At 45.0% G+C, this 19,674-nt stretch carries 19 protein-coding genes; 3 read left to right on the top strand and 16 right to left on the bottom strand.

What is annotated here, in order from left to right:
- Nucleotides 1–180: 180 nt before the first annotated feature.
- A complete protein-coding gene (uxaC, locus tag BM358_RS00645; protein ID WP_028542398.1) occupies nucleotides 181–1,605 on the bottom strand; it encodes a glucuronate isomerase in 1,425 nt (474 codons plus the stop codon).
- A 518-nt stretch (nucleotides 1,606–2,123) separates the two neighbouring features.
- Between uxaC and alsS the strand changes: the two genes are divergently transcribed.
- Together alsS and budA are read left to right on the top strand one after the other, a co-directional pair.
- Nucleotides 2,124–3,827, top strand: coding sequence for an acetolactate synthase AlsS (gene alsS, locus BM358_RS00650; RefSeq protein WP_177235811.1), 1,704 nt, complete (start codon nucleotides 2,124–2,126; stop codon nucleotides 3,825–3,827).
- A gap of 162 nt (nucleotides 3,828–3,989) precedes the next feature.
- On the top strand, nucleotides 3,990–4,736 hold the full coding sequence (gene budA, locus BM358_RS00655) for an acetolactate decarboxylase (protein ID WP_028542400.1): 747 nt from the start codon (nucleotides 3,990–3,992) through the stop codon (nucleotides 4,734–4,736).
- A 156-nt stretch (nucleotides 4,737–4,892) separates the two neighbouring features.
- Here budA and BM358_RS00660 read toward each other — a convergent pair whose 3' ends face one another.
- The 6 genes from BM358_RS00660 to murI all read right to left on the bottom strand — a co-directional run bounded on the left by BM358_RS00660 (nucleotide 4,893) and on the right by murI (nucleotide 10,405).
- Entirely contained in the window at nucleotides 4,893–5,378 is a 486-nt protein-coding gene (locus BM358_RS00660) for a tetratricopeptide repeat protein (protein ID WP_028542401.1), read from the bottom strand.
- A gap of 153 nt (nucleotides 5,379–5,531) precedes the next feature.
- Nucleotides 5,532–6,512 carry a S8 family peptidase gene (locus BM358_RS00665; RefSeq protein ID WP_028542402.1) on the bottom strand — a complete coding sequence of 327 codons (981 nt, stop codon included), beginning with the start codon at nucleotides 6,510–6,512 and terminating at the stop codon, nucleotides 5,532–5,534.
- 194 nt (nucleotides 6,513–6,706) lie between these two features.
- Nucleotides 6,707–8,101 (bottom strand): MATE family efflux transporter, encoded by a 1,395-nt coding sequence (locus BM358_RS00670; protein WP_028542403.1) that lies wholly within the window; start codon nucleotides 8,099–8,101, stop codon nucleotides 6,707–6,709.
- Nucleotides 8,102–8,172: 71 nt separating this feature from the next.
- Entirely contained in the window at nucleotides 8,173–8,595 is a 423-nt protein-coding gene (fosB, locus tag BM358_RS00675) for a metallothiol transferase FosB (RefSeq protein ID WP_028542404.1), read from the bottom strand.
- A gap of 14 nt (nucleotides 8,596–8,609) precedes the next feature.
- A complete protein-coding gene (locus tag BM358_RS00680; protein ID WP_028542405.1) occupies nucleotides 8,610–9,458 on the bottom strand; it encodes an aminoglycoside phosphotransferase family protein in 849 nt (282 codons plus the stop codon).
- Nucleotides 9,459–9,550: 92 nt separating this feature from the next.
- Entirely contained in the window at nucleotides 9,551–10,405 is an 855-nt protein-coding gene (gene murI / locus BM358_RS00685) for a glutamate racemase (RefSeq protein ID WP_049828478.1), read from the bottom strand.
- Between the two features lie 240 nt (nucleotides 10,406–10,645).
- Between murI and BM358_RS00690 the strand changes: the two genes are divergently transcribed.
- Entirely contained in the window at nucleotides 10,646–11,272 is a 627-nt protein-coding gene (locus tag BM358_RS00690; protein ID WP_025723667.1) for an FMN-dependent NADH-azoreductase, read from the top strand.
- 144 nt (nucleotides 11,273–11,416) lie between these two features.
- On the opposite strand, the gene BM358_RS00695 is transcribed toward BM358_RS00690, so the two are convergent.
- From BM358_RS00695 to zwf, 9 genes are all read right to left on the bottom strand, one after another.
- Nucleotides 11,417–11,926: a hypothetical protein gene (locus BM358_RS00695; protein WP_028542407.1), complete on the bottom strand. Its 510-nt coding sequence runs from the start codon at nucleotides 11,924–11,926 to the stop codon at nucleotides 11,417–11,419.
- 173 nt (nucleotides 11,927–12,099) lie between these two features.
- A complete protein-coding gene (locus BM358_RS26345) occupies nucleotides 12,100–12,255 on the bottom strand; it encodes a hypothetical protein (RefSeq protein ID WP_023988309.1) in 156 nt (51 codons plus the stop codon).
- Between the two features lie 786 nt (nucleotides 12,256–13,041).
- Complete coding sequence (locus tag BM358_RS00700; RefSeq protein WP_025723669.1) at nucleotides 13,042–14,127, bottom strand: lactonase family protein; 1,086 nt, start codon at nucleotides 14,125–14,127, stop codon at nucleotides 13,042–13,044.
- A gap of 69 nt (nucleotides 14,128–14,196) precedes the next feature.
- Nucleotides 14,197–14,643, bottom strand: a complete 447-nt coding sequence (locus tag BM358_RS00705) for an OsmC family protein (protein WP_028542408.1) — start codon at nucleotides 14,641–14,643, stop codon at nucleotides 14,197–14,199.
- A gap of 55 nt (nucleotides 14,644–14,698) precedes the next feature.
- Complete coding sequence (locus BM358_RS00710; protein WP_023988307.1) at nucleotides 14,699–15,907, bottom strand: MFS transporter; 1,209 nt, start codon at nucleotides 15,905–15,907, stop codon at nucleotides 14,699–14,701.
- A gap of 234 nt (nucleotides 15,908–16,141) precedes the next feature.
- Nucleotides 16,142–16,267, bottom strand: a complete 126-nt coding sequence (locus BM358_RS26680; protein ID WP_023988306.1) for a hypothetical protein — start codon at nucleotides 16,265–16,267, stop codon at nucleotides 16,142–16,144.
- A gap of 20 nt (nucleotides 16,268–16,287) precedes the next feature.
- Complete coding sequence (locus BM358_RS00715; protein ID WP_028542409.1) at nucleotides 16,288–16,962, bottom strand: SOS response-associated peptidase; 675 nt, start codon at nucleotides 16,960–16,962, stop codon at nucleotides 16,288–16,290.
- Between the two features lie 156 nt (nucleotides 16,963–17,118).
- Nucleotides 17,119–18,012, bottom strand: a complete 894-nt coding sequence (gene gnd, locus BM358_RS00720) for a phosphogluconate dehydrogenase (NAD(+)-dependent, decarboxylating) (RefSeq protein ID WP_028542410.1) — start codon at nucleotides 18,010–18,012, stop codon at nucleotides 17,119–17,121.
- A 54-nt stretch (nucleotides 18,013–18,066) separates the two neighbouring features.
- Entirely contained in the window at nucleotides 18,067–19,569 is a 1,503-nt protein-coding gene (zwf, locus tag BM358_RS00725) for a glucose-6-phosphate dehydrogenase (protein WP_023988303.1), read from the bottom strand.
- Nucleotides 19,570–19,674 lie beyond the last annotated feature (105 nt).

Raw genomic sequence — 19,674 nt, forward strand, 5'->3', positions numbered from 1 at the left:
CAGACGAACTAAACCATTTCGATCTATATCTTGTTCATTGGAAGTCGCTTATGGGATTTTTGCAAAATCCTCAGTTGATAACTATTTTGTTTTCAATTGCTCTTACCGGGAGTTTGAAACAAGCTCCTGGCAAGAGCTATTTTTTATAAAGTTAGTGAGTTCTCACCTTAGGCGGTAGCTTCACTTACTATGAACAACCGTTGGGAAATTAAAATATTGCTCAGCGTTATTGTAGCAAATGTTTTGTACCATTGCTCCGAGCAGTTCCAGATCCTCAGGCGCCTTACCCTCCTGAACCCACGTCCCAATTAAGTCACAGAGTATACGGCGGAAATATTCATGGCGTGTGTAGGAAAGGAAGCTGCGGGAATCCGTCAGCATACCAATAAAGCGGGACAGCACCCCATAGTTAGCCAGCAACTTCATCTGCTCCTGCATGCCTTCGATATGGTCGTTATACCACCATGCCGTGCCAAACTGGATTTTCCCTACAGTTCCACCGGATTGGAAGCAGCCCGCGAGACTTGCCAGTACTGGATAATCAACCGAATTAAGCGAATACAAAATGGTTCTCGGTAATCCACCTGCCAGCTCCTGTGCGTCCAGCAATGCCGCCAATGGACGAGCGATAGAGCCATCATTTACGGCATCGTAGCCTGTATCCGGTCCTAAATGACGGAACATAGCCGTGTTGTTGTTACGCAGCGCATGAATGTGGTATTGCATAGCCCAGCCATGTTCTGCATACTGTTTGCCAAGGAAAACCAGAACGTATGATTTATATTTCGCCTCCTCTAAAGGAGTCACATGGCCTTCCTCCAGCGCCTTGCTGAATATGGCTGCCGCTTCCTCCAGTGTCGTTTCTTCATAGACTACAGTATCCAGCGCATGATCAGATACCCGGCCTCCAGCAGCATGGAAATGGCGCACCCGGCTCGCCAGCGCATTCAAAAATCCTTCCAGGCCAGAAACATCCAGTCCGCTGACTTCACCCAACCGAGCCACCCAAGGCTGGAAAGTTTCACGATTAATTTCCAAAGCTTTATCGGGGCGGAAGCTTGGCAGCACTGCCACTGGGAAATCGGTCAGCTTGCTGATTTGTTTGTGGTATTCGAGATGGTCTGTCGGATCATCCGTGGTGCACACCACAGTTACCTTCGAGTTCACAATCAGATCACGTGCGCCAAATCCCTTTCCCTGCAGCTTTTGGTTTACCTTTTCCCAGATCACTGGTGCGTTCTGTTCATTCAGCAGCTCATAGACACCAAAAAAGCGTTGAAGCTCCAAATGCGTCCAATGGTACAGCGGGTTGCCTATTAGTGTAGGTACGGTTTTGGCCCAAGCCAAAAACTTGTCATAATCTTCACCATCCCCCGTAATCAGGCGTTCCTCAACCCCATTAGCCCGCATAAGTCTCCACTTGTAATGATCTCCGTACAACCAGGCTTCCGTAATATTTTTGAACGCTTTATTTTCATAAATTTCTTGTGGACTTAAATGACAATGATAGTCGATAATCGGCATATCCTTGGCGTACTGATGGTACAAGATTTCAGCCGTTGGATTGCTCAACAAAAAGTTTTCGTCTAAAAACGCTTTAGTCATTACTCTCTCATCCCTTCTATAATCGTGTTTCCTAATAAATTGTTAACGTTAACAAAAATGTTCGAGATACTACTTGCCTTTTAACAATTACATTCCCCATAGCAGTGGGAAATCCATATGATTTGTACAGGACAATACAACTATAATATGATACCTGTACATCATGTCATACTGGTTTTCTTCACCTTAAATTTAATGTTTACGTTAACAACAATTACATTGTAACCGCTATCCTTTGTAGAGGAAAGTGATTTTTATCATGTGAGCGGATAAAAATGATCTACCTCCATTTGGGACATATCTGTTCTATACCTTCTCGATGACCGACACCACAAGAAAATTCCACAATTTTAATTTTCCGTGATAGATCAAACTTTGAAAACGTTTTATATATTTTTCTCTTTTTTTCTGAAAATTTCTTTCTTGAAAATACCAGTTATTGTATTATAATTGCAATATACATCCATTGATTTACATTAAAAGTATTTCATTAGTTATTTCACAGAGAAGAAGAAGAGGTGGTAGCATTGAGTACAAAAGTGCAAGCTGTTCAAACTAAAACTATATCCGATACAAAAGGAGCCGACCTTGTTGTCGATTGCTTGATCAAGCAAGGGGTTACCCATATTTTTGGCATTCCAGGTGCCAAGATCGATTCTGTTTTTGATGTTCTTCAAGATCGGGGGCCCGAATTGATCGTATGTCGTCATGAACAAAATGCCGCCTTTATGGCAGCGGCAGTCGGTCGATTAACCGGTAAACCGGGCGTATGCATTGTTACCTCAGGTCCAGGCGCATCTAACTTGGCGACAGGACTTGTCACCGCTAATGCAGAAAGTGATCCTGTCGTCGCCATTGCGGGTGCAGTCCCAAGATCCGAACGCTTGAAACGCACGCACCAATCTATGGATAACGCCGGACTATTCGAACCCATCACCAAATACAGTGTAGAAGTAGAACATCCTGATAATGTACCGGAAGCAATTGCTAATGCATTTCGAATTGCGACCTCAGCCCAGCCTGGAGCCACATTCGTCAGCCTGCCGCAGGACGTGTTGACTTCGTCATCTGAAGTAACAGCTATTGAGAAGATCTCCCTTCCCCAGCTTGGAATCGCACCCGCCGGGCTCATCAAACAAGTCGCAGAGCAACTCAAAAAAGCCAAGTTGCCCGTACTTCTCCTCGGCATGAAAGCCAGCACGCCCGAAGCCACAGCTGCCATCCGTGCACTGATCAGAAACACGGATTTGCCTGTAGTTGAAACTTTTCAGGCCGCTGGAGCCATTTCCCGGGAGCTGGAAAGCCACTATTTTGGGAGAGTCGGTCTGTTCCATAATCAGCCGGGTGACATGCTTCTTGGAGCGGCAGATCTGGTACTGACGATTGGCTATGATCCTATTGAATATGATCCAAAAAACTGGAACATTCCTGCAAACCGAACCCTCATTCATCTGGATGATCATCAAGCAGATATTGATCATGATTATCAACCTGATTACGAGCTTATCGGGAATATAGCCCTGATTGTGAGTAGCCTTGCAGAAGAATTGCCTACCTTAAAGCTATCTAGAGCCTCCTGCAACCAATTAAAACGTCTTCACCATGATCTAAGCGAGCAAGAGGCTGTACCTGTACGCAAGCATGACTATCTGATTCATCCATTACAATTCATTCGCACACTGCGTAGCCTGATTGACGATAACGTCACAGTCACTTGTGATGTCGGCTCACACTACATTTGGATGGCACGATATTTCCGTTCGTATGAGCCGCGTCGCCTTCTATTCAGCAACGGGATGCAGACGTTAGGCGTAGCACTTCCTTGGGGGATTGCTGCTACACTCGTCAACCCCGGTCAAAAAGTCGTTTCTATTTCCGGAGACGGAGGATTTCTTTTTTCATCTATGGAGCTCGAAACCGCCGTACGTCTTAACTCACCATTGGTGCATATCGTATGGAGAGATGGTTCCTATGACATGGTCGCTTTTCAACAACAGATTAAATACGGAAGAACGTCTGGTGTAAAATTTGGAGATGTTGATGTAGTGAAATATGCTGAAAGCTTCGGGGCCACTGGATTACGCGTGCACTCTCCTGAAGAACTAGAAAGTGTATTGCAGCAGGCACTTCATACCGATGGTCCTGTGGTTGTCGATATTCCGATTAATTATCAGGATAACATCCAATTGGGACGTAAACTGCTGCCTAACCAATTAAACTAACCTTAACCATGCCTCACTCGTGACGGCTTTATGACAATTATGGAGTATAACGTTTTTTTTATGATTTTTTTGAGTTATTCATGTTATTTACTGAAATTTTACGTTTATTATTGAAAAAGAAAGAAAATAAATGCATACAATTACAAAAGGAAGTGTATTGCCATGACCGTTACACAATTGGAAACCAAGCAAGAAACTGATCATGATATTTACCAAACGTCCACCATGCTTGCTTTATTAGATGGTCTTTACGACGGAGTCGTTGCGTTCGAGGAACTGCAAAAGCACGGGGATTTCGGACTCGGTACCTTTGATCAACTCAATGGCGAGATGATCGCGTTCGATGGTGAATTTTATCACTTGCTTCCAGACGGTACGGCCCATCGCGTAAAACCAGAAGAAACTACTCCATTTTCCACCGTCACCTTTTTTCATGAAGATTTCACATATACTATTGACCGTCCCATGCATCGTGAAGAGCTGGAGGCTCTGCTGTTAACGTTGTTTCCAAGCCGTAATCTGTTTTATGCCTTCCGTATGGATGGTACTTTTCGTGAAGTAAAGACACGGACCGTGCCTCACCAAGTTAAACCATACAGACCGTTTATCGAAGCGACCAAGTCACAGCCTACCTTCACTTTTAATGAGGCTTCCGGCGTGATTACAGGTTTTTGGACACCTGCCTATGCTCAAGGTATTGGGGTAGCTGGATTTCATCTGCATTTTATTAACGATGAACGCACCGGAGGCGGGCATGTCTTTGATTTTATCGTCGAAAAGTGTACCATCCGCATTTGTCAAAAATCCAATCTGCACCTGGTCCTGCCCGATACGCCGGATTACTTGAAGGCCAACCTGTCCAGAGAAAACCTGGAGAAAGAAATTGCCGTTACTGAAGGTGCGCAGTAATCACAGTTATTTAACTCATCAAGTTACGGACCCTATAGCTAAACAATAAACAGTAAAAGATCACAGTCAGGGAAGAGAATTACTGCTCTCTGACTGTGATCTTTTTATGTACGAGCGTATATACACGTTACTGCTTATGCTCTCACTCCGGTTCACCTATGCCTCGATCTGATCCAGTTTATCTGCATAATATTGAATGGCACGTGAGTACTCCTGTGTAGATAAATCCGAGGTCGTCTCAGCCACCTCCATTAGCAGCTTCTGCATGGCTTTCCCGTATTCCCCCAGATTATACAACACCATCGCGTAAAATACCCGAAACGGTCTGTAATCCGGAAATTCGTTCATTCCTGTTTCCAACCACGCTTTCGCCTTGGCGTAATCTCCCAATACACGATATGTACTGCTTAGTCCCAGGATGGCTCCTTTTCTTGATTCTGCGGATAACGCCATACCTAGGCTTTTTTCATAATAGGCAACCGCTTCCCTCTCTAAGCCCAATGAATCATGCGTCCAAGCTGTCTGATACCACAATTCTGCATCATTTTGCTGCTGTTCTAATGCCTTTAAAAGAAGCTTACGTGCTTTCTCTGCTTGCCCTGTTCGTCTAAGCTCGTCAGCTTGCGCCATGATATCGTTCATATTCTCCTCCACTTCTGACTCATGCCTATCTTTGAGATATATGTTACCCGACATTTGAATGCAATGTAAATGGAGTTTTTCCTAAGATTTGAAATCCAAAAAAACGACCCTCCCTTTAGGAGAGCCGCTATATTTCCGAATTGAAGTTACGGTTTATTTAACCTTCAATGATCCTACAGTTAGTATTCCCGCTACACGCTGCGCGTCGAAAATACGAGAAAGCTCCTCCACTGCCGTCAAGTACAGTAGACCGTTGCCCTCCAGCTTAGGAGAATTGCCCAGTGGAATCGTGCGTTTGATGAGTTGTGCGTATAATTCCGGTTCGGTGAGATCACGCTCAAAGCTCGCATTCGCCAGCTGCTTAATCAACGCCAATGCACCTGCTACGTGTGGAGTAGCCATCGAAGTTCCGCTAAAGGTCGCATATTTGCCGCCCGGAACGGTGGACAAAATATCTTCTCCCGGTGCAACCAAATCCACCTCATTATTAGAATTACTAAATTCTGAGGTGTGCCTGTCAAAATTGATAGCACCTACGCTAATCACTTCATTATAACAGCCGGGGTAGCCAAGCTCGTCCGTTCTGTCGTCACCATCTCCCTCATTTCCAGCTGCACAGATGACTAAGATTTGGCTAGCTACAGCCTTTTTTACTGCTTCATGAAGCTCTGGCACATCCTCAGGACCGCCAAGTGACATCGATATGATATCTGCCTTTTGCTCAATCGCATAATAGATGCCTTGAATAATCCAGTCATATTGACCGGAGCCCTGCTTGTTTAGCACTTTGATGATGAGTAGGTCTGCCTCTGGAGCAACACCCACGACACCATCCGCATTTTCTGCTGCCGCAATGGTTCCTGCCACATGCGTACCATGACCGTTGTAATCCTTGAAAATTTCCGGATCACCTTGATCATCATCCGTGAAATTCCGGCCGCCAATAATGCGCGCCTTCAAATCAGGATGGTCCGAATCACAGCCCGTGTCCAGCACCGCCACCTTCACGCCTCGGCCTCGAGTCTGGTTCCATACCGCAGGAGCCTGAATCAGCTCTACACCTCGCGGTATTTCATTCACTTGTTGCTCCTGCTTGATCACTTGGTAAGGAATGATATGCACTTTACGTTCCATCTTATTCCCTCCTTCATGGATTCAATCGGAAACCATCCGTCTTTGAAACTTTGAAAACCTCTACTACATTCGAGGTTACTATATTCTAGCAATTTTTGAAAAGTTTGAACATCCCCATTTTGCTTATTTTTGTAAAAAAAACAGACATCCTCCAATTCGCTTGAAGAATGTCTGTTGTAGAATCTCTTTCAGCCTTAGGCTGATTCCGCCTGAAGTTCAGCCTTAGATAACAGCGATTTGTGCTGCCATTTCCGCCCCTTCCAGCGTAAATAGTGGAAAATGCCTCGTACCCACTCATCGCAGGCATGTGCAATCCACACTCCCAGCACACCATATCCCATATGAATGCCCAGCACATATGCTAGCGGGATTTTAATCCCCCACATTGAAATAATGGCCATCATCAACGGGAACTGAACATCTCCCGCCGCTCGCAAGGAGTTAATGACAACATGATTAAACACTCGGCCCGGCTCCAGCAATATACAGAAGAGCAAAATTGCTGCCCCTAATTGAATGATCGCCGGCTCATCTGAAAAGATCGCCATCACTTCATATCGGAAAAAGGATACTACCACGATCACAGCAATCGTAATGACCAAAGACCATTTCAGGCTCCGTAAAAGTTGATGATAGGCCTTTTCCTTGTCTCCTGCTCCAATCAGGCGGGCAACAATAATTTCTGTCCCCTCACCTACAGCCATTCCAAATACCATAAAAAAGTACACAATTGTATTCGTATAAAAATGGGTTGCGATCGCCGTTGTACCCATAAAGCTGACAAACCGGGTCACCATCATTTGGCTAAGCTGATAAGACAACCATTCCAGCCCGGCAGGAATACCAATCTTCAGGATGGCTACCAGCTTACTCCATTGAAGCTGTACATAATACCGGATGCGAATCGGCGCACTTACACGCTTGTACAACAGTAGAAAAATCCAGACACATGCTACAGCACGGCTAATAACTGTTGAAATCGCTGCTCCCGCCACTCCCATCTGCGGCAGACCAAACCAGCCATAAATGAGCAACGCATTCCCCACGATATGCAATATATTCATACCAATGCCCACGATCATCGTATCTTTAGTAAAACCATGCGAGCGAATAACCGGACCTGCGGTTAGCATGAGCGCTTCCAGAAACAGCGAACCCCCTGCCAGCATCATATAGATTTCTGCATTTTCCTTAATCGTCGGGGTAATATGATAAAAGGATAGTAAAAAATCCCGGCTCACAATAAACATCAAACTCAGCGCCAGACCAAACACCAGATTAAAGGTTAGTGCCGAAGCCGTAACACGGCTTGCATCCACATGCTTTTGCGCCCCCAATAGCTGAGCAATGATCACACCTACACCAAGACCAAGCAGATTGAAAAGTATAATCGTAAATTCAATCAACTGTCTTGATACACCTACAGCCGATACAACCTCATCAGAAACATGGCTTAGCATGAACGTATCCACGCTACCCATCAAAATGTGAAACAACATCTCTATAAAGATCGGCCAAGTGATGGCAAAAACCGTCATCGTTTTAACGGCTTGTGCTTGCTTGGAACCGTTTTCCTGAGACAGTGACATCCTTCCGTATTCCTCCTAAATGCGACCCAATTATTACTTAATACCTACACGTCAATATCGATAACACTTACTCAATCATAAAAAGTCATATGCTTTTTATCGTTTCTATAATAGTTCAAGCGGTCCTGCAATTGTCCTGTGTGGAATTCAAACTTATGTCCGTCTGGATCTGTAAAATAGACCGACCTTTTGTCCTGTTCATTCCGCTCTCTTCCGGGCAAAATGGTGACATTAAAAGTTCTCAGCTTGTTAAGCATGCTCTCAAAATCCGCTTCCGCTACCGAAAATGCAATATGCGTATAGGATTGATGAATTTCATTTCTTGGGATATCCTCCTCCACATTGAGGGCCAGCCACATTCCCAAGCAGTCCAGGTAAGCCAACTTACGTCCTTTAACGAGCAGTTTTCCATCTAGTATATTCTGATAGAAATGTATAGACTTCTCCAAATCAGACACCGAAAAGCAAATATGATTCCACCCTTGTATGCTCATGTTCCCTATTCCTTTCAGCAAATCCTGTCTAGCCAATAGGTCCACGCTTCTGTATATTGATCTAGATCTCCCGGATGATGCCGAATGCAGGTAGCAATACGAAAGTATAATCCTTGTAGTACCTCCCTGTTCAGCTCGTATTCCCCTGTCATCTCCGGCCCAAGCTTCTCTAAGGCAGGCAAAATAGTATCGACGATCAGCCTATCGGGTGAAGAACAAAAGGCGTATATCAAATCATACAGAGGCTCTCCCACGACTGGGTCAGGATCAATAATGCCTGTCAACGTACCATTTTCGGCAAACACAAAATTATGTACTCCACAGTCACCATGAAGCAAATATTTAATATTCCGTTGCGGCGATCCGGCCACAAGGGTATGGACGAACCGATGATCCTCTGGGGGTAAAACGTCTTGTATGATCTTTTCAGATTCCTTCGTTCTGTGCAGCAGAAAATCTCTCCATTCCACAAACGGGTGGTCCGGATAACCATAACGACGTTCCTCACCAAAAGGCTTATAGTGCGAGATCACCTCCGTCGCCAGACGAAGTAACAAATCGCTTTTGTTTCGTCCATGATACTGTGTGAGCCCTGACCTAAACGTGTACACCAAATAACGGTGCAACGGATCTACATAAATCAAACGCGATAGTTTCTCAACCTGTACATAGGTATGTAAGAATTCTGCCTCGGCTTCTACGACAGCGGGATCATTTTGCTTAATCACGTATCGCGGCTTAGTTCCGTCCATGACAACAACCACTTTGCTCGAAGTTCCGCCGGTCAGCGGTTTGAGATTTCGCATATGGCTTTCAAGCACGCCCGTTTCGTGAAGCTCATTCAGGATCAGTTGAACATCCATCTTACGCCCTCCCCCCATGCGTCTGATCAACAATGCGGCTGGCGATTTGGATATTTCATTAAGATCCAACACGTTCGCCAGCCGCTCTTCTTTTAAAAATAAATCTTTTCATGCTCCGCATAGATTTCAAGCGCCCGCTCCATCTTATGCACATAGGTCTCATCCTGACTAGAACATAGAAATGTAATGTGTCCCTCCTGCGATGAACCGGATTTTGGCGAAGGCTCCAGCAAATTACGCTCAGACAACACCTGTTTCAACCGTCTAACTGTTCCCTGGCTCCCGTCAATTAACTGAATATGAGAAGGCAGTAGTTCCCTTAGAATCTCCTTATAAAAAGGATAATGAGTACACCCCAATACCACCGTACCGTATATGTCGAGATTGAACGAAGACAGCTCCCGGTTAAAATATTCGGACATTTCTGCCCGGTCAAAATTCAACTGTTCGCAATACTGTACTAACTCCGGCAGAGGTAGTGAGTCCACGCTCCCATGATCGTCAACTCTGGATACCAGCGCTGCATAACAGGATTGTTTCAAGGTCAATGGTGTGGCTAACACCAGAACTCTTTTACCATTGGATCGGTTCATCTCGACCGCTGGCTTCACTGCTGGCTCCATACCAATAATCGGAATAGGATATTCTTTCCTTAGCTCCGCAACCGCGATACTTGTAGCCGTATTGCAGGCAATTACCAATGCCTTAACATCTTCTTTTAGAATCGTTTGTACTGAAGCCTTGACATAACCAAGCACCTCTTGGGGAGTTTTCGTCCCGTAAGGCACATGAAGGGTATCCGCCATGTATACAAAATTTTCGTTTGGCAAACGTCTTAGTGCCTCGGACAATACTGTAATTCCACCCAATCCTGAATCAAAAAAACCTATCTTCAAGCTACTCACCTTTTTTCGTTCAACTATTGTGCTATATCTTGCTGGCACCATGTTCATTTTCTTCTTCGCCTACTCAAACCATTCTCTTCATTAAACTTTACATTTAAATTTTACCGCAAAACTGATATTTTGCAAAAGAAACACGTAAAATTTTCAGTGTAAAAAATAAAGTAGCTTTTCAAAGTAAATTTAATATAAAAGTGTTGACAGATATTATCTTTATATTGTAATATTACTTGGTAACTTACTAACTTAACTTACTTATTCAACTTACTTAGGGGGAAATAAATCATGTCTAAAGTATTATTTGTCAAAGCTAATGATCGTACAGCTGAAGAATCTGCAACAGTTAAATTGTATAACGCCTTCGTAGAAAGCTACAAGTCTTCCCACCCAACTGATGAAATCACTGAGCTGGACCTGTTCTCCGTCGAGCTTCCTTATTTGAACGCTAACATGATCAACGGCACGTTCAAATCCGCTAGAGGCATGGAGCTGAACGCAGAAGAAGCTCGCCTGGCAAACATTGCTAATGGCTACCTGGATCAATTCCTGGCAGCAGACAAAGTCGTATTTGCTTTCCCGCTCTGGAACATGACGATTCCAGCTGTACTGCATACGTACATTGACTACCTGAACCAAGCTGGTAAAACATTCAAATACACTGCTGAAGGTCCTGTTGGTCTCGTAACTGAAACTAAAGTAGCCCTGCTGAATGCAAGAGGCGGCGTTTATTCCGAAGGACCAGCTGCTGCAGCTGAAATGTCTTTGAACTTCATGAACAACATCTTATCCTTCTTCGGAGTGAAAGACATCGTGAAAGTTGTTCTGGAAGGACATAATCAATCTCCAGATCAAGCACAAGAAATCGTTGCTTCTGCTGTACAACGTGCAGTAGACACAGCAAAATCGTTCTAATCATATATTATGAAGAGAAGAGGATATCCGCGCCCTATATGGGCTGGATATCCTCTTTTTTTGTTATAAAGTATAAAAAACACGTGCTCCCCTGATCTATAATCAAGTGAAAGCACGTGTTTGTGAAATGAGATTACTTCTATTTTAAGGAATGAATTGCTGCACGATTTTTATAACTTTACCCTCACGAAGCGTAATATGGTATGGAAATTGACTGAGGTCCAGAACGTCCTTTTTAGCAAAATCTTTCTCAAACTGTGCCAGTGGAATCGATTCGTTCCATTGCACGTCTGTATCTTCTATGTTACCCGTGTGATCATAAATCTGCACCTCTACTGAAGCATCTGATGCAACCTGATACACGTCATTTTGCACGGAATTGTTTACGATGTAGTAGCCATCCGGAGCTCCATCCAATCCTGTATTTCCTTCATGCTCCACAAATGCTTTGTCAGCTGCCGCGCCTTCATACCATTCAATCGGGTCTGCCGACAAATAAATTTGTCCGTCACGAATCTCCATTTGGTTTATATATACGGTCTCCTGATTTTCAGCAGCTGCTACAGGCGTGTAGCCTTGCGCTGTTGCCCCTGCCGTCGTAATCAGCATCATCATTAAAGCCAATACGGTCCATTTCGAAGCTAGTTTCATCATGTCTGATCTCTCCTTGCCGTTTGGGTATGTACACGGTGTCTGTAAGCTTCATTACCCTTGTGTACTTATCATAAACGTTGCACGGTTAAAAAGTGTATCAGATACATAAAAAAGAAGTTACGATTTTTTAAGACTTGGTCTTAAAACTTGATAACATGTCCTATTTGTCTTTGCTATCTTAATAATCCGACCTGACGTGCTTGTTCTTCGGTGAGAATAAACTCTTCATTTTGCCATACTTCGTCCTCTTTGGTTACAGCAAACATCCCCATGATCTCTGTCCATATTCCTTTGTCGACGGCTTCCTTTTGCGTAATGATAATTTTCATTTCGTTTCCTCCTTTATATACTCTTATCGGTCTGTGAGGCCCACTTCGCGATCAGATGGTTTCTCCGATCGCTGTTGGAACTTGATTTTTTGAATATATTTTAATGGTTAAAATCAAGTTCCAAAGGCGAACGCTATCGCTTCTCCGAAATCCATCTGCCCGCTTCGTTACTCAGTTTATCCTTGCCATTGCTCATTTTTCATGAGTTTGCCTCTAAAAAAGCCAACGACCTAAACTAATACTTAGGCCAAATATAATACTTTTATTTTAAGCCTCTAACCCTTATATGGAACTCACAATGCTTGTCCTAGATTTGCATTATCGGATTGAGAGATTCTTGTCCCGCTTATAACATATGTACCCTTTTCCTGCCGAGATTATTCGTATCTTATTTGTAACCATAAAATTTTATATTATTTTTGTAGGTAGTGACTTCTTTTGAAATGACTAAGCCCTAAAATAAAAACGGCTGTAGGTTATCCTACGAGCCGTTTTCACTAAAAAATTTTCTATGCTTGGTTAATCTATCAGTACCATCAACATATACGTATTCATTTATTGTTTCTGCATAAAAAAATGGTCGCCAAAAGCACTAAAGCAGCGGAGAGGACGGAATTGTTCTGAAGAAGCGGAGCGTTCGCCTTTGTCTCCGGATTTCTACCCTTGAACATACAAACAAGAAATCTGGGGGCAACAGCGATCGGAAGAATGATCCGTCCTCGTAGCGACCATTATCCGCATCACTATCACTTAACCACTCCGCATGATATAAATGTAGCGCTCCTTTTACACGGAAAAGTAAAAAGGCTGTACGCATACTGGCTTGGACACGGTTACTTGTTGCCCAGTGTAGGTCAAGCGTCCACTTGCCTTGTCCACTTTGAACGTAACAATGTTGTTGGTGTCGCGGTTGGCCACGAGCATATGGTCACCATTTGGAGTCAAAGCAAAATGGCGTGGATGCTCTCCTTCGGCAGATACATGCTCGACCAAGCTCAACTTGCCAGTTGCTCCATCTACAGCGTATACCACAATGCTGTCATGCCCACGGTTGGAACCGTACAGATAAGCTCCATCCCCCGAAATCGCAATTTCAGCAGTTGTGTTTTCACCTGTAAAGTCAGACGGCAATGTCGGTACGCTCTCAAGCTCAGTGAGCTTGCCAGCCTCTGCATCGTATGCAAAAGAAGTAATGGAAGAATCCACTTCGTTAATGACAAAAGCAAATTTACCATTCGGGTGGAACGTCAAATGACGTGGACCTGCACCTGCATGGGTTTTCGTTTCACCATGAAGCACCAGTTGTCCTTTGCTGTCATCAATGGTGTAAACGCGGATCAGATCCAGACCGAGATCTTGTACGAACAGGAAGCGGCCATCCGGACTAAAGAAACTGGAATGTGGATGTGGACGATCCTGACGTTCAGGATGTGCCCCTTTGCCCTCATGCTGTTTAACATCCAGCAACTCACCGATACGTCCGTCCTCGGTCAGAGATACCAGTCCCACCATACCTCCGTGGTAGCTGACTACAATAAGGTAACGATCAGATGGATCACGCTGAATGTGGCAAGTTGTTGCACCCACGTTTTCCGCACGATTCAGCAATGTAAATGTTCCTTTAACTGGGTCAATTTCGAAAGCAGAGGCTTCGCCTACTTTCGCTCCTGCAGCAGAAGTCGTCTCTCCAATGGAATACAGCTTCCGATTTTTGACGTCCACATTCAGGAATGTAGGATTTTTCAAGCCGGAGAACTCATCCTGTAGTGTAAGTGCTCCTGTCTGTTCATTAAAAGTGTACGAATAAACTCCGTTACCTTCCAATTCGGCGTAAGAGCCTGCGAATACGAGCAATTTTTGTTGTGCTGTCATGGTTGTGTCCTCCTTGGATTAAAAAAATGATGGGCAATTGGAATGATTGCTCCTGTTACAAATATCGCTTTAAGAGGCGCGCTCCACCACGGGCTCTGTGGACAACGTCACATTTCCCGCTACGGCACGCGAGATCATGCATGAGGTTTCTGCCTGCTCTGCCAGTCGCAATGCTTGTTCGATCTGCGATTCTGTCGCATCGGCGGCCAATTGAACCTGCGGACGATGCACAATTCGGCGATATGTAAAAATATTGTTCGTTACATCGACAATCCCTTCGGATTCCAGCGCCAGTGATGCCACCGGGAGACTCGCGCGCTCCATCATAGCCGCCAACGTAATCAAATAGCAGGTAGCGGCGGCACCGAGCAGCATTTCATCTGGATTGGTGCCCACACCAGGGCCTCCCATCTCAGCCGGGATCGAAATTGCAGTCCGCAACTGTCCAGCCTCAATACGGCCGTCGCTGTTGCGCCCCCCGTTCCAGTCTGCCTTGAGCAGAAAGGTATGCTCCATTTCAGGTCACTCCTCTCTCTTATATTATGAATCTTTACACAGGTGAATGTAAAGGTTAGTCAATCTCCTGGTTTTTGGTTTCCGTACCCAGCAACCATACAGCCGCTGCTCCGATCAAGATAGCTACGAAGAAAATCACAAAGATAGATGGTAACGCTACGCCTTGTCCTACGAGTATACCGACCGCAAAAGGCCCGATAACGCCTCCAATACGGCCAAACGCAGCCGCCATACCCACACCGGTAGAACGGACCGCTGTCGGGTACAATTCCGGAGTATAAGCGTACATGGCTCCCCAAGCACCGAGATTAAAAAAGGACAAGCAGATACCAGCAGCTAGCAGCATTCCCGCCGTTTCCGAGGTGCCGAACCAAATGGCGGACACTGCTGTGAGCAGCAAGTAGATGATCAGTACGAATTTGCGCCCCAGCTTTTCAATTAGATAGGCGGCGGTAAAGTAACCTGGTAGTTGCGCAAGCGTCATGATCAGTACATATTCAAAGCTTTTAACCAGTTCGAAACCTTTCATAAACATAATGCTCGGTAGCCACAGGAACATGCCGTAGTATGAAAATACAACTGTGAACCATAAAATCCACAGCATCAGCGTAGACTTGCGATTGGGTCCCGACCAAATCGAAGCCAATCGTGCACGCAGCGGAAGTTTAACGCTTTGCTGCTTGTAACGCGGTGAATCCTCAATAGCTCTGCGCAGATAAAGAGCGTACAGCGCAGGTACTGCGCCGAGAATAAATGCCATTTGCCAACCATACTTTGGAATAACAAAATAAGCAATAAGAGCCGAAAGGATCCAGCCTGCCGCCCAGAAGCTTTCCAGCAGCACAACCGCTCTTCCTCGTTCTTTCACAGGCACTGATTCTGACACCAGCGTCGAAGCAACAGGCAATTCCCCGCCCAAGCCTGCACCAGCAATAAAACGCAGCACCAGCAGCATTCCGAGACCTGTCGCAAAAGCGGATAAGCCGCTGGCAATAGAAAAGATCAACAATGTCCACACTAATATGGCGCGTCTGCCGTAACGATCCGCCAAAATCCCCGCCAAAGCGGCTCCGAACACCATTCCTATCGAATTCATTGCAGTCAGCAGTCCAATTTGCTCAGATCCCAGATGCCACTCCTTTGCCAACGCTGCGACTATAAATGAAAGCAGCCCCACATCCATAGCATCAAACAACCAGCTGAGCCCTGCGCTAAACAGCAATTTTCTTTTTTTGGCTGGTGGTAATGAAGTTAATTCACTCATGATTCGCTCTCCCTTAAAAATATATCGTATGTAGACGTATATTCAGGTGTCTTGTCACCTGTAGCCTAGCATCTATTGTACCGTAAGCTTCCTTAATCTGCGAGCTTTTTAACACAGAAAAAAACGGAAGATTGCCTACGGCAATTCTCCCGCCTTCTGGAACCTGCCACTTACCGGTTTTGGACCAGACCGATGATCGTCACCATGAGCACCAGCAGCTGGATGAGTGTATCGTTACTCATTCCAATCGCCCCCATCCCATATGAGATACTCCTTCGGCCGTTTCCCCTCTCCCCGGATCATGACGCTTGTTCCCCAATACATACCTATGCAGGTGGCGGGAAGCTTATGATCAATCATGGATGAAAATCTCCATACGTTTAAGGTTTAATCCAGGACCACTGCAAATCCATTTCCTGAATACATTCACGGTTATCATGTTCATCATTGGCCACCAGTGGGGTCACTGGATAGATGCTCATGTCGCCTTGCTCATACGTGCGCAGTAGAGGCAACAGCTCATCTATGTTCTGGACAGACGGGTCCAGCCATGAATCTATATGATCAGCTTCCAAAATAGCTGGCATACGGGTATCGAATTCACGTATATCCGTATTGGCATGAACTGTCATCATCGTACAGGTGCGTAAAGGCTCCTTACGACTATCCTGCCATACTTCATATAGCCCCGCGACCGCAAACATCTTCTGTTCCGGCAGTACCACCCGTACAGCACACATGCGTTTACCCAATTTGCGCCAATAATAAAATCCATTGCATGGAATGATACAGCGTCGGGTTTCCGCCATCTTGCGATAACTCGGATTTACCCGAACTGTATTCAAGTCTGCATTGACACAATCCTTGCCCCAGTAGGGAATAAATCCCCAGCGAAATTCATCAAGTACCCGTTCTCCATCCTGATGCAGCACAATTGGAATATGCTGGGTGGGACTCATGTTATAACGCGTTTTGTAATAATACATCACCCGTTGTATACCAAAATGATCCCTTACCTCATCCAAATCAGCCGATAACGAAAACCTTTTGCACATACGCTATTCATCCTTCCGCCTTTTTCATCTATTGTGCGGATATACAAGGAAAAATATGCATATGCAGGTTTTACAAACATCCAATAAACGACAAAACATATAGCAATATCCCCGCAGTTGTGAAGCTACGGGGATAGATACTAGCTTATATCGTTATTACTTCTTTTCTACCGCGTGACCGCCAAATTCATTGCGCAGCGCAGCAACCACTTTCCCGTTGAACGTGTCCGCATCAAGAGAACGGTAGCGCATCAGCAGGGACAAAGCAATGACTGGAGTTGCAGCCTGAATGTCCAGCGCTTCCTCAACCGTCCATTTTCCTTCACCAGAAGAGTGCATAACCCCACGGATTTCGTCCAGGTTTGCATCTTTGGAGAATGCCCGTTCAGTCAAGCCCATCAACCAAGAGCGAATAACAGAACCGTTGTTCCACACACGCGCTACTTGTTCATAATCAAAGTCAAAGCTGCTTTTTTCCAGCACTTCAAATCCTTCACCAATGGAAGCCATCATGCCGTATTCCACACCGTTATGAACCATTTTCAGAAAATGTCCGCTTCCGGTTTTACCTGCATACAGATATCCGTTTTCCACTGCTGTGTCGCGGAAAATAGGCTCAACAACCGCCCAAGCTTCCGGATCGCCACCGATCATGTAACAAGCGCCATTGCGTGCGCCTTCCATCCCGCCTGAGGTTCCAGCATCCATGAAGCTGATACCATATTCTTGAAGACGGGCATGGCGAGCAATAGACTCTTTGTAATGAGAATTACCACCTTCAATAATGATGTCTCCTTTGGACAACATCGGTTGAAGCTGATCCAGCACAGAATCCACAATTTGGTGAGGAACCATAATCCACAATACTCTAGGGGATTGAGTTGCCTGTACAAGCTCTTCCAATGTGGAAGCACCTGTAGCTCCATAATCCTTCATTTCTTGGATGGCGGCTGCATTGACGTCGTAAGCCACAAGTTCATGCTTATGATCGATCAAATTTTTCCCGAGATTTAAGCCCATTTTTCCCAAACCAATTAATCCTACTTGCATTGTAAAGGCCTCCTGCCGTAGCAAACATATTTTGTATATACTTTCTTATTGATGTTAAGAACGAACGACTGCTTTTTCAGTGCTTTCGGACTTTTCGTCCAGCCACCATGTAAAGCCTTGCTCTTCCAACAATTGATCTGAAGCTTCTGGACCGTAAGAGCCTGCTGCATACGTATGAAGTGGAACCTCACCACGAGCAAAAGCTTCCAGTACAGGTTGAACCCACACCCATGAAAGCTCAACTTCGTTCCAATGAGCAAAAAAGGTGGAATCGCCGCGCAGCGCATCAAAGATGAGGCGCTCATAGGCTTCTGGTACATCCTTGGCCTCGGAATGATAATTCATCAGAACCGTTTCCAGTTGACCAGCGTTTAACGGGTCTCTGCTATTCAGACGCAGCGTTACCTTTTCATCCGGGTTAACATGGATGATCAGCAAGTTCGGGTCAGTCGGTTGCCCTTGAGCGGCATAAGGATCTGTGCTGTCCTTTTTGAATTCCACAACGATACGAGTAGATTTTTCTTTCATGCGTTTGCCAGTACGAATATAGAAAGGTACACCCGACCATTGTTCGTTGTCAATCCATAGGCGAGCTGAAATGAAAGTATCATTTTGTGAATCAGGACCGATGTCCGGCTCTTCATTATAGGAAGGAACTGCTTTTCCGTTGATCTCACCGTTGGTATATTGGCCTCTAACCACGTTGGAAGCAATATCGGAAGGATCAAGTGCACGAAGCGCGTCCATCACCTTGCTTTTTTCATCACGCACCTGGTCAGCCGTGACATGTCCCGGCTTGTTCATAGCCGTCATCATCAATACCTGCAGCATGTGATTTTGTACCATATCACGAATAGCGCCGGAATGATCATAGTATCCTGCTCGCTCCTCCACCCCTACAGTCTCGGATGCGGTAATTTGCACATTGGCGATGTATTGATTGTTCCATATCCCTTGAAGCAATGGATTAGCAAATTTTAAGGCTTCCAGGTTTTGTACCATGGGCTTACCTAAGTAATGGTCAATACGATAAATCTCATCCTCAGCAAAGGTTCTGCTCAGGCGATCATTCAGCTCACGTGCTGATTCCAGATCATGTCCAAATGGTTTTTCGATAATGAGCCGTTTCCAACCCTTTGTTTCAGCTAAACCACTCTCCCGAATATTGAGGGCAATCACATCAAAAAATTCCGGTGCCACCGATAAGTAAAACATGCGGTTCCCCGGAATTCCCAAGTCATTTTCACGTTGCTCAGCAAGCTGCAGCAGCTTTTTATAATCTTCCGGGTGGTTGACGTTCAATGCGCTGTAACGGAAAGCACTTAAGAACTGATCCATCTGTGCACGGTCTTCATTCACGTGTCTGGAAAAATCCTTAATGGATTGCTCTACATTACTTTGAAATTGCTCGTCCGCCACTTCACGACGCCCCATCCCAATTACAGAAAAGGAAGCCGGAATTTTACCTTCTACAAACAAATTATACAAGGCAGGGTAAATTTTGCGTTTCGCCAAATCCCCTGTCGCTCCAAATAAGACAAATGTCATTGAATCCATGAAATATTCCTTCTTCCCATTATAAAGATGAGGTTATTAAAAGTTACCTGAGGAATTAACGTAACCCATAATACACCCAAAATAAGGGGCAAGTCAATCAAATTT

Source organism: Paenibacillus sp. cl130, assembly GCF_900116035.1.
In the GTDB taxonomy this organism is placed as follows: Bacteria; Bacillota; Bacilli; order Paenibacillales; family Paenibacillaceae; genus Paenibacillus; species Paenibacillus polymyxa_B.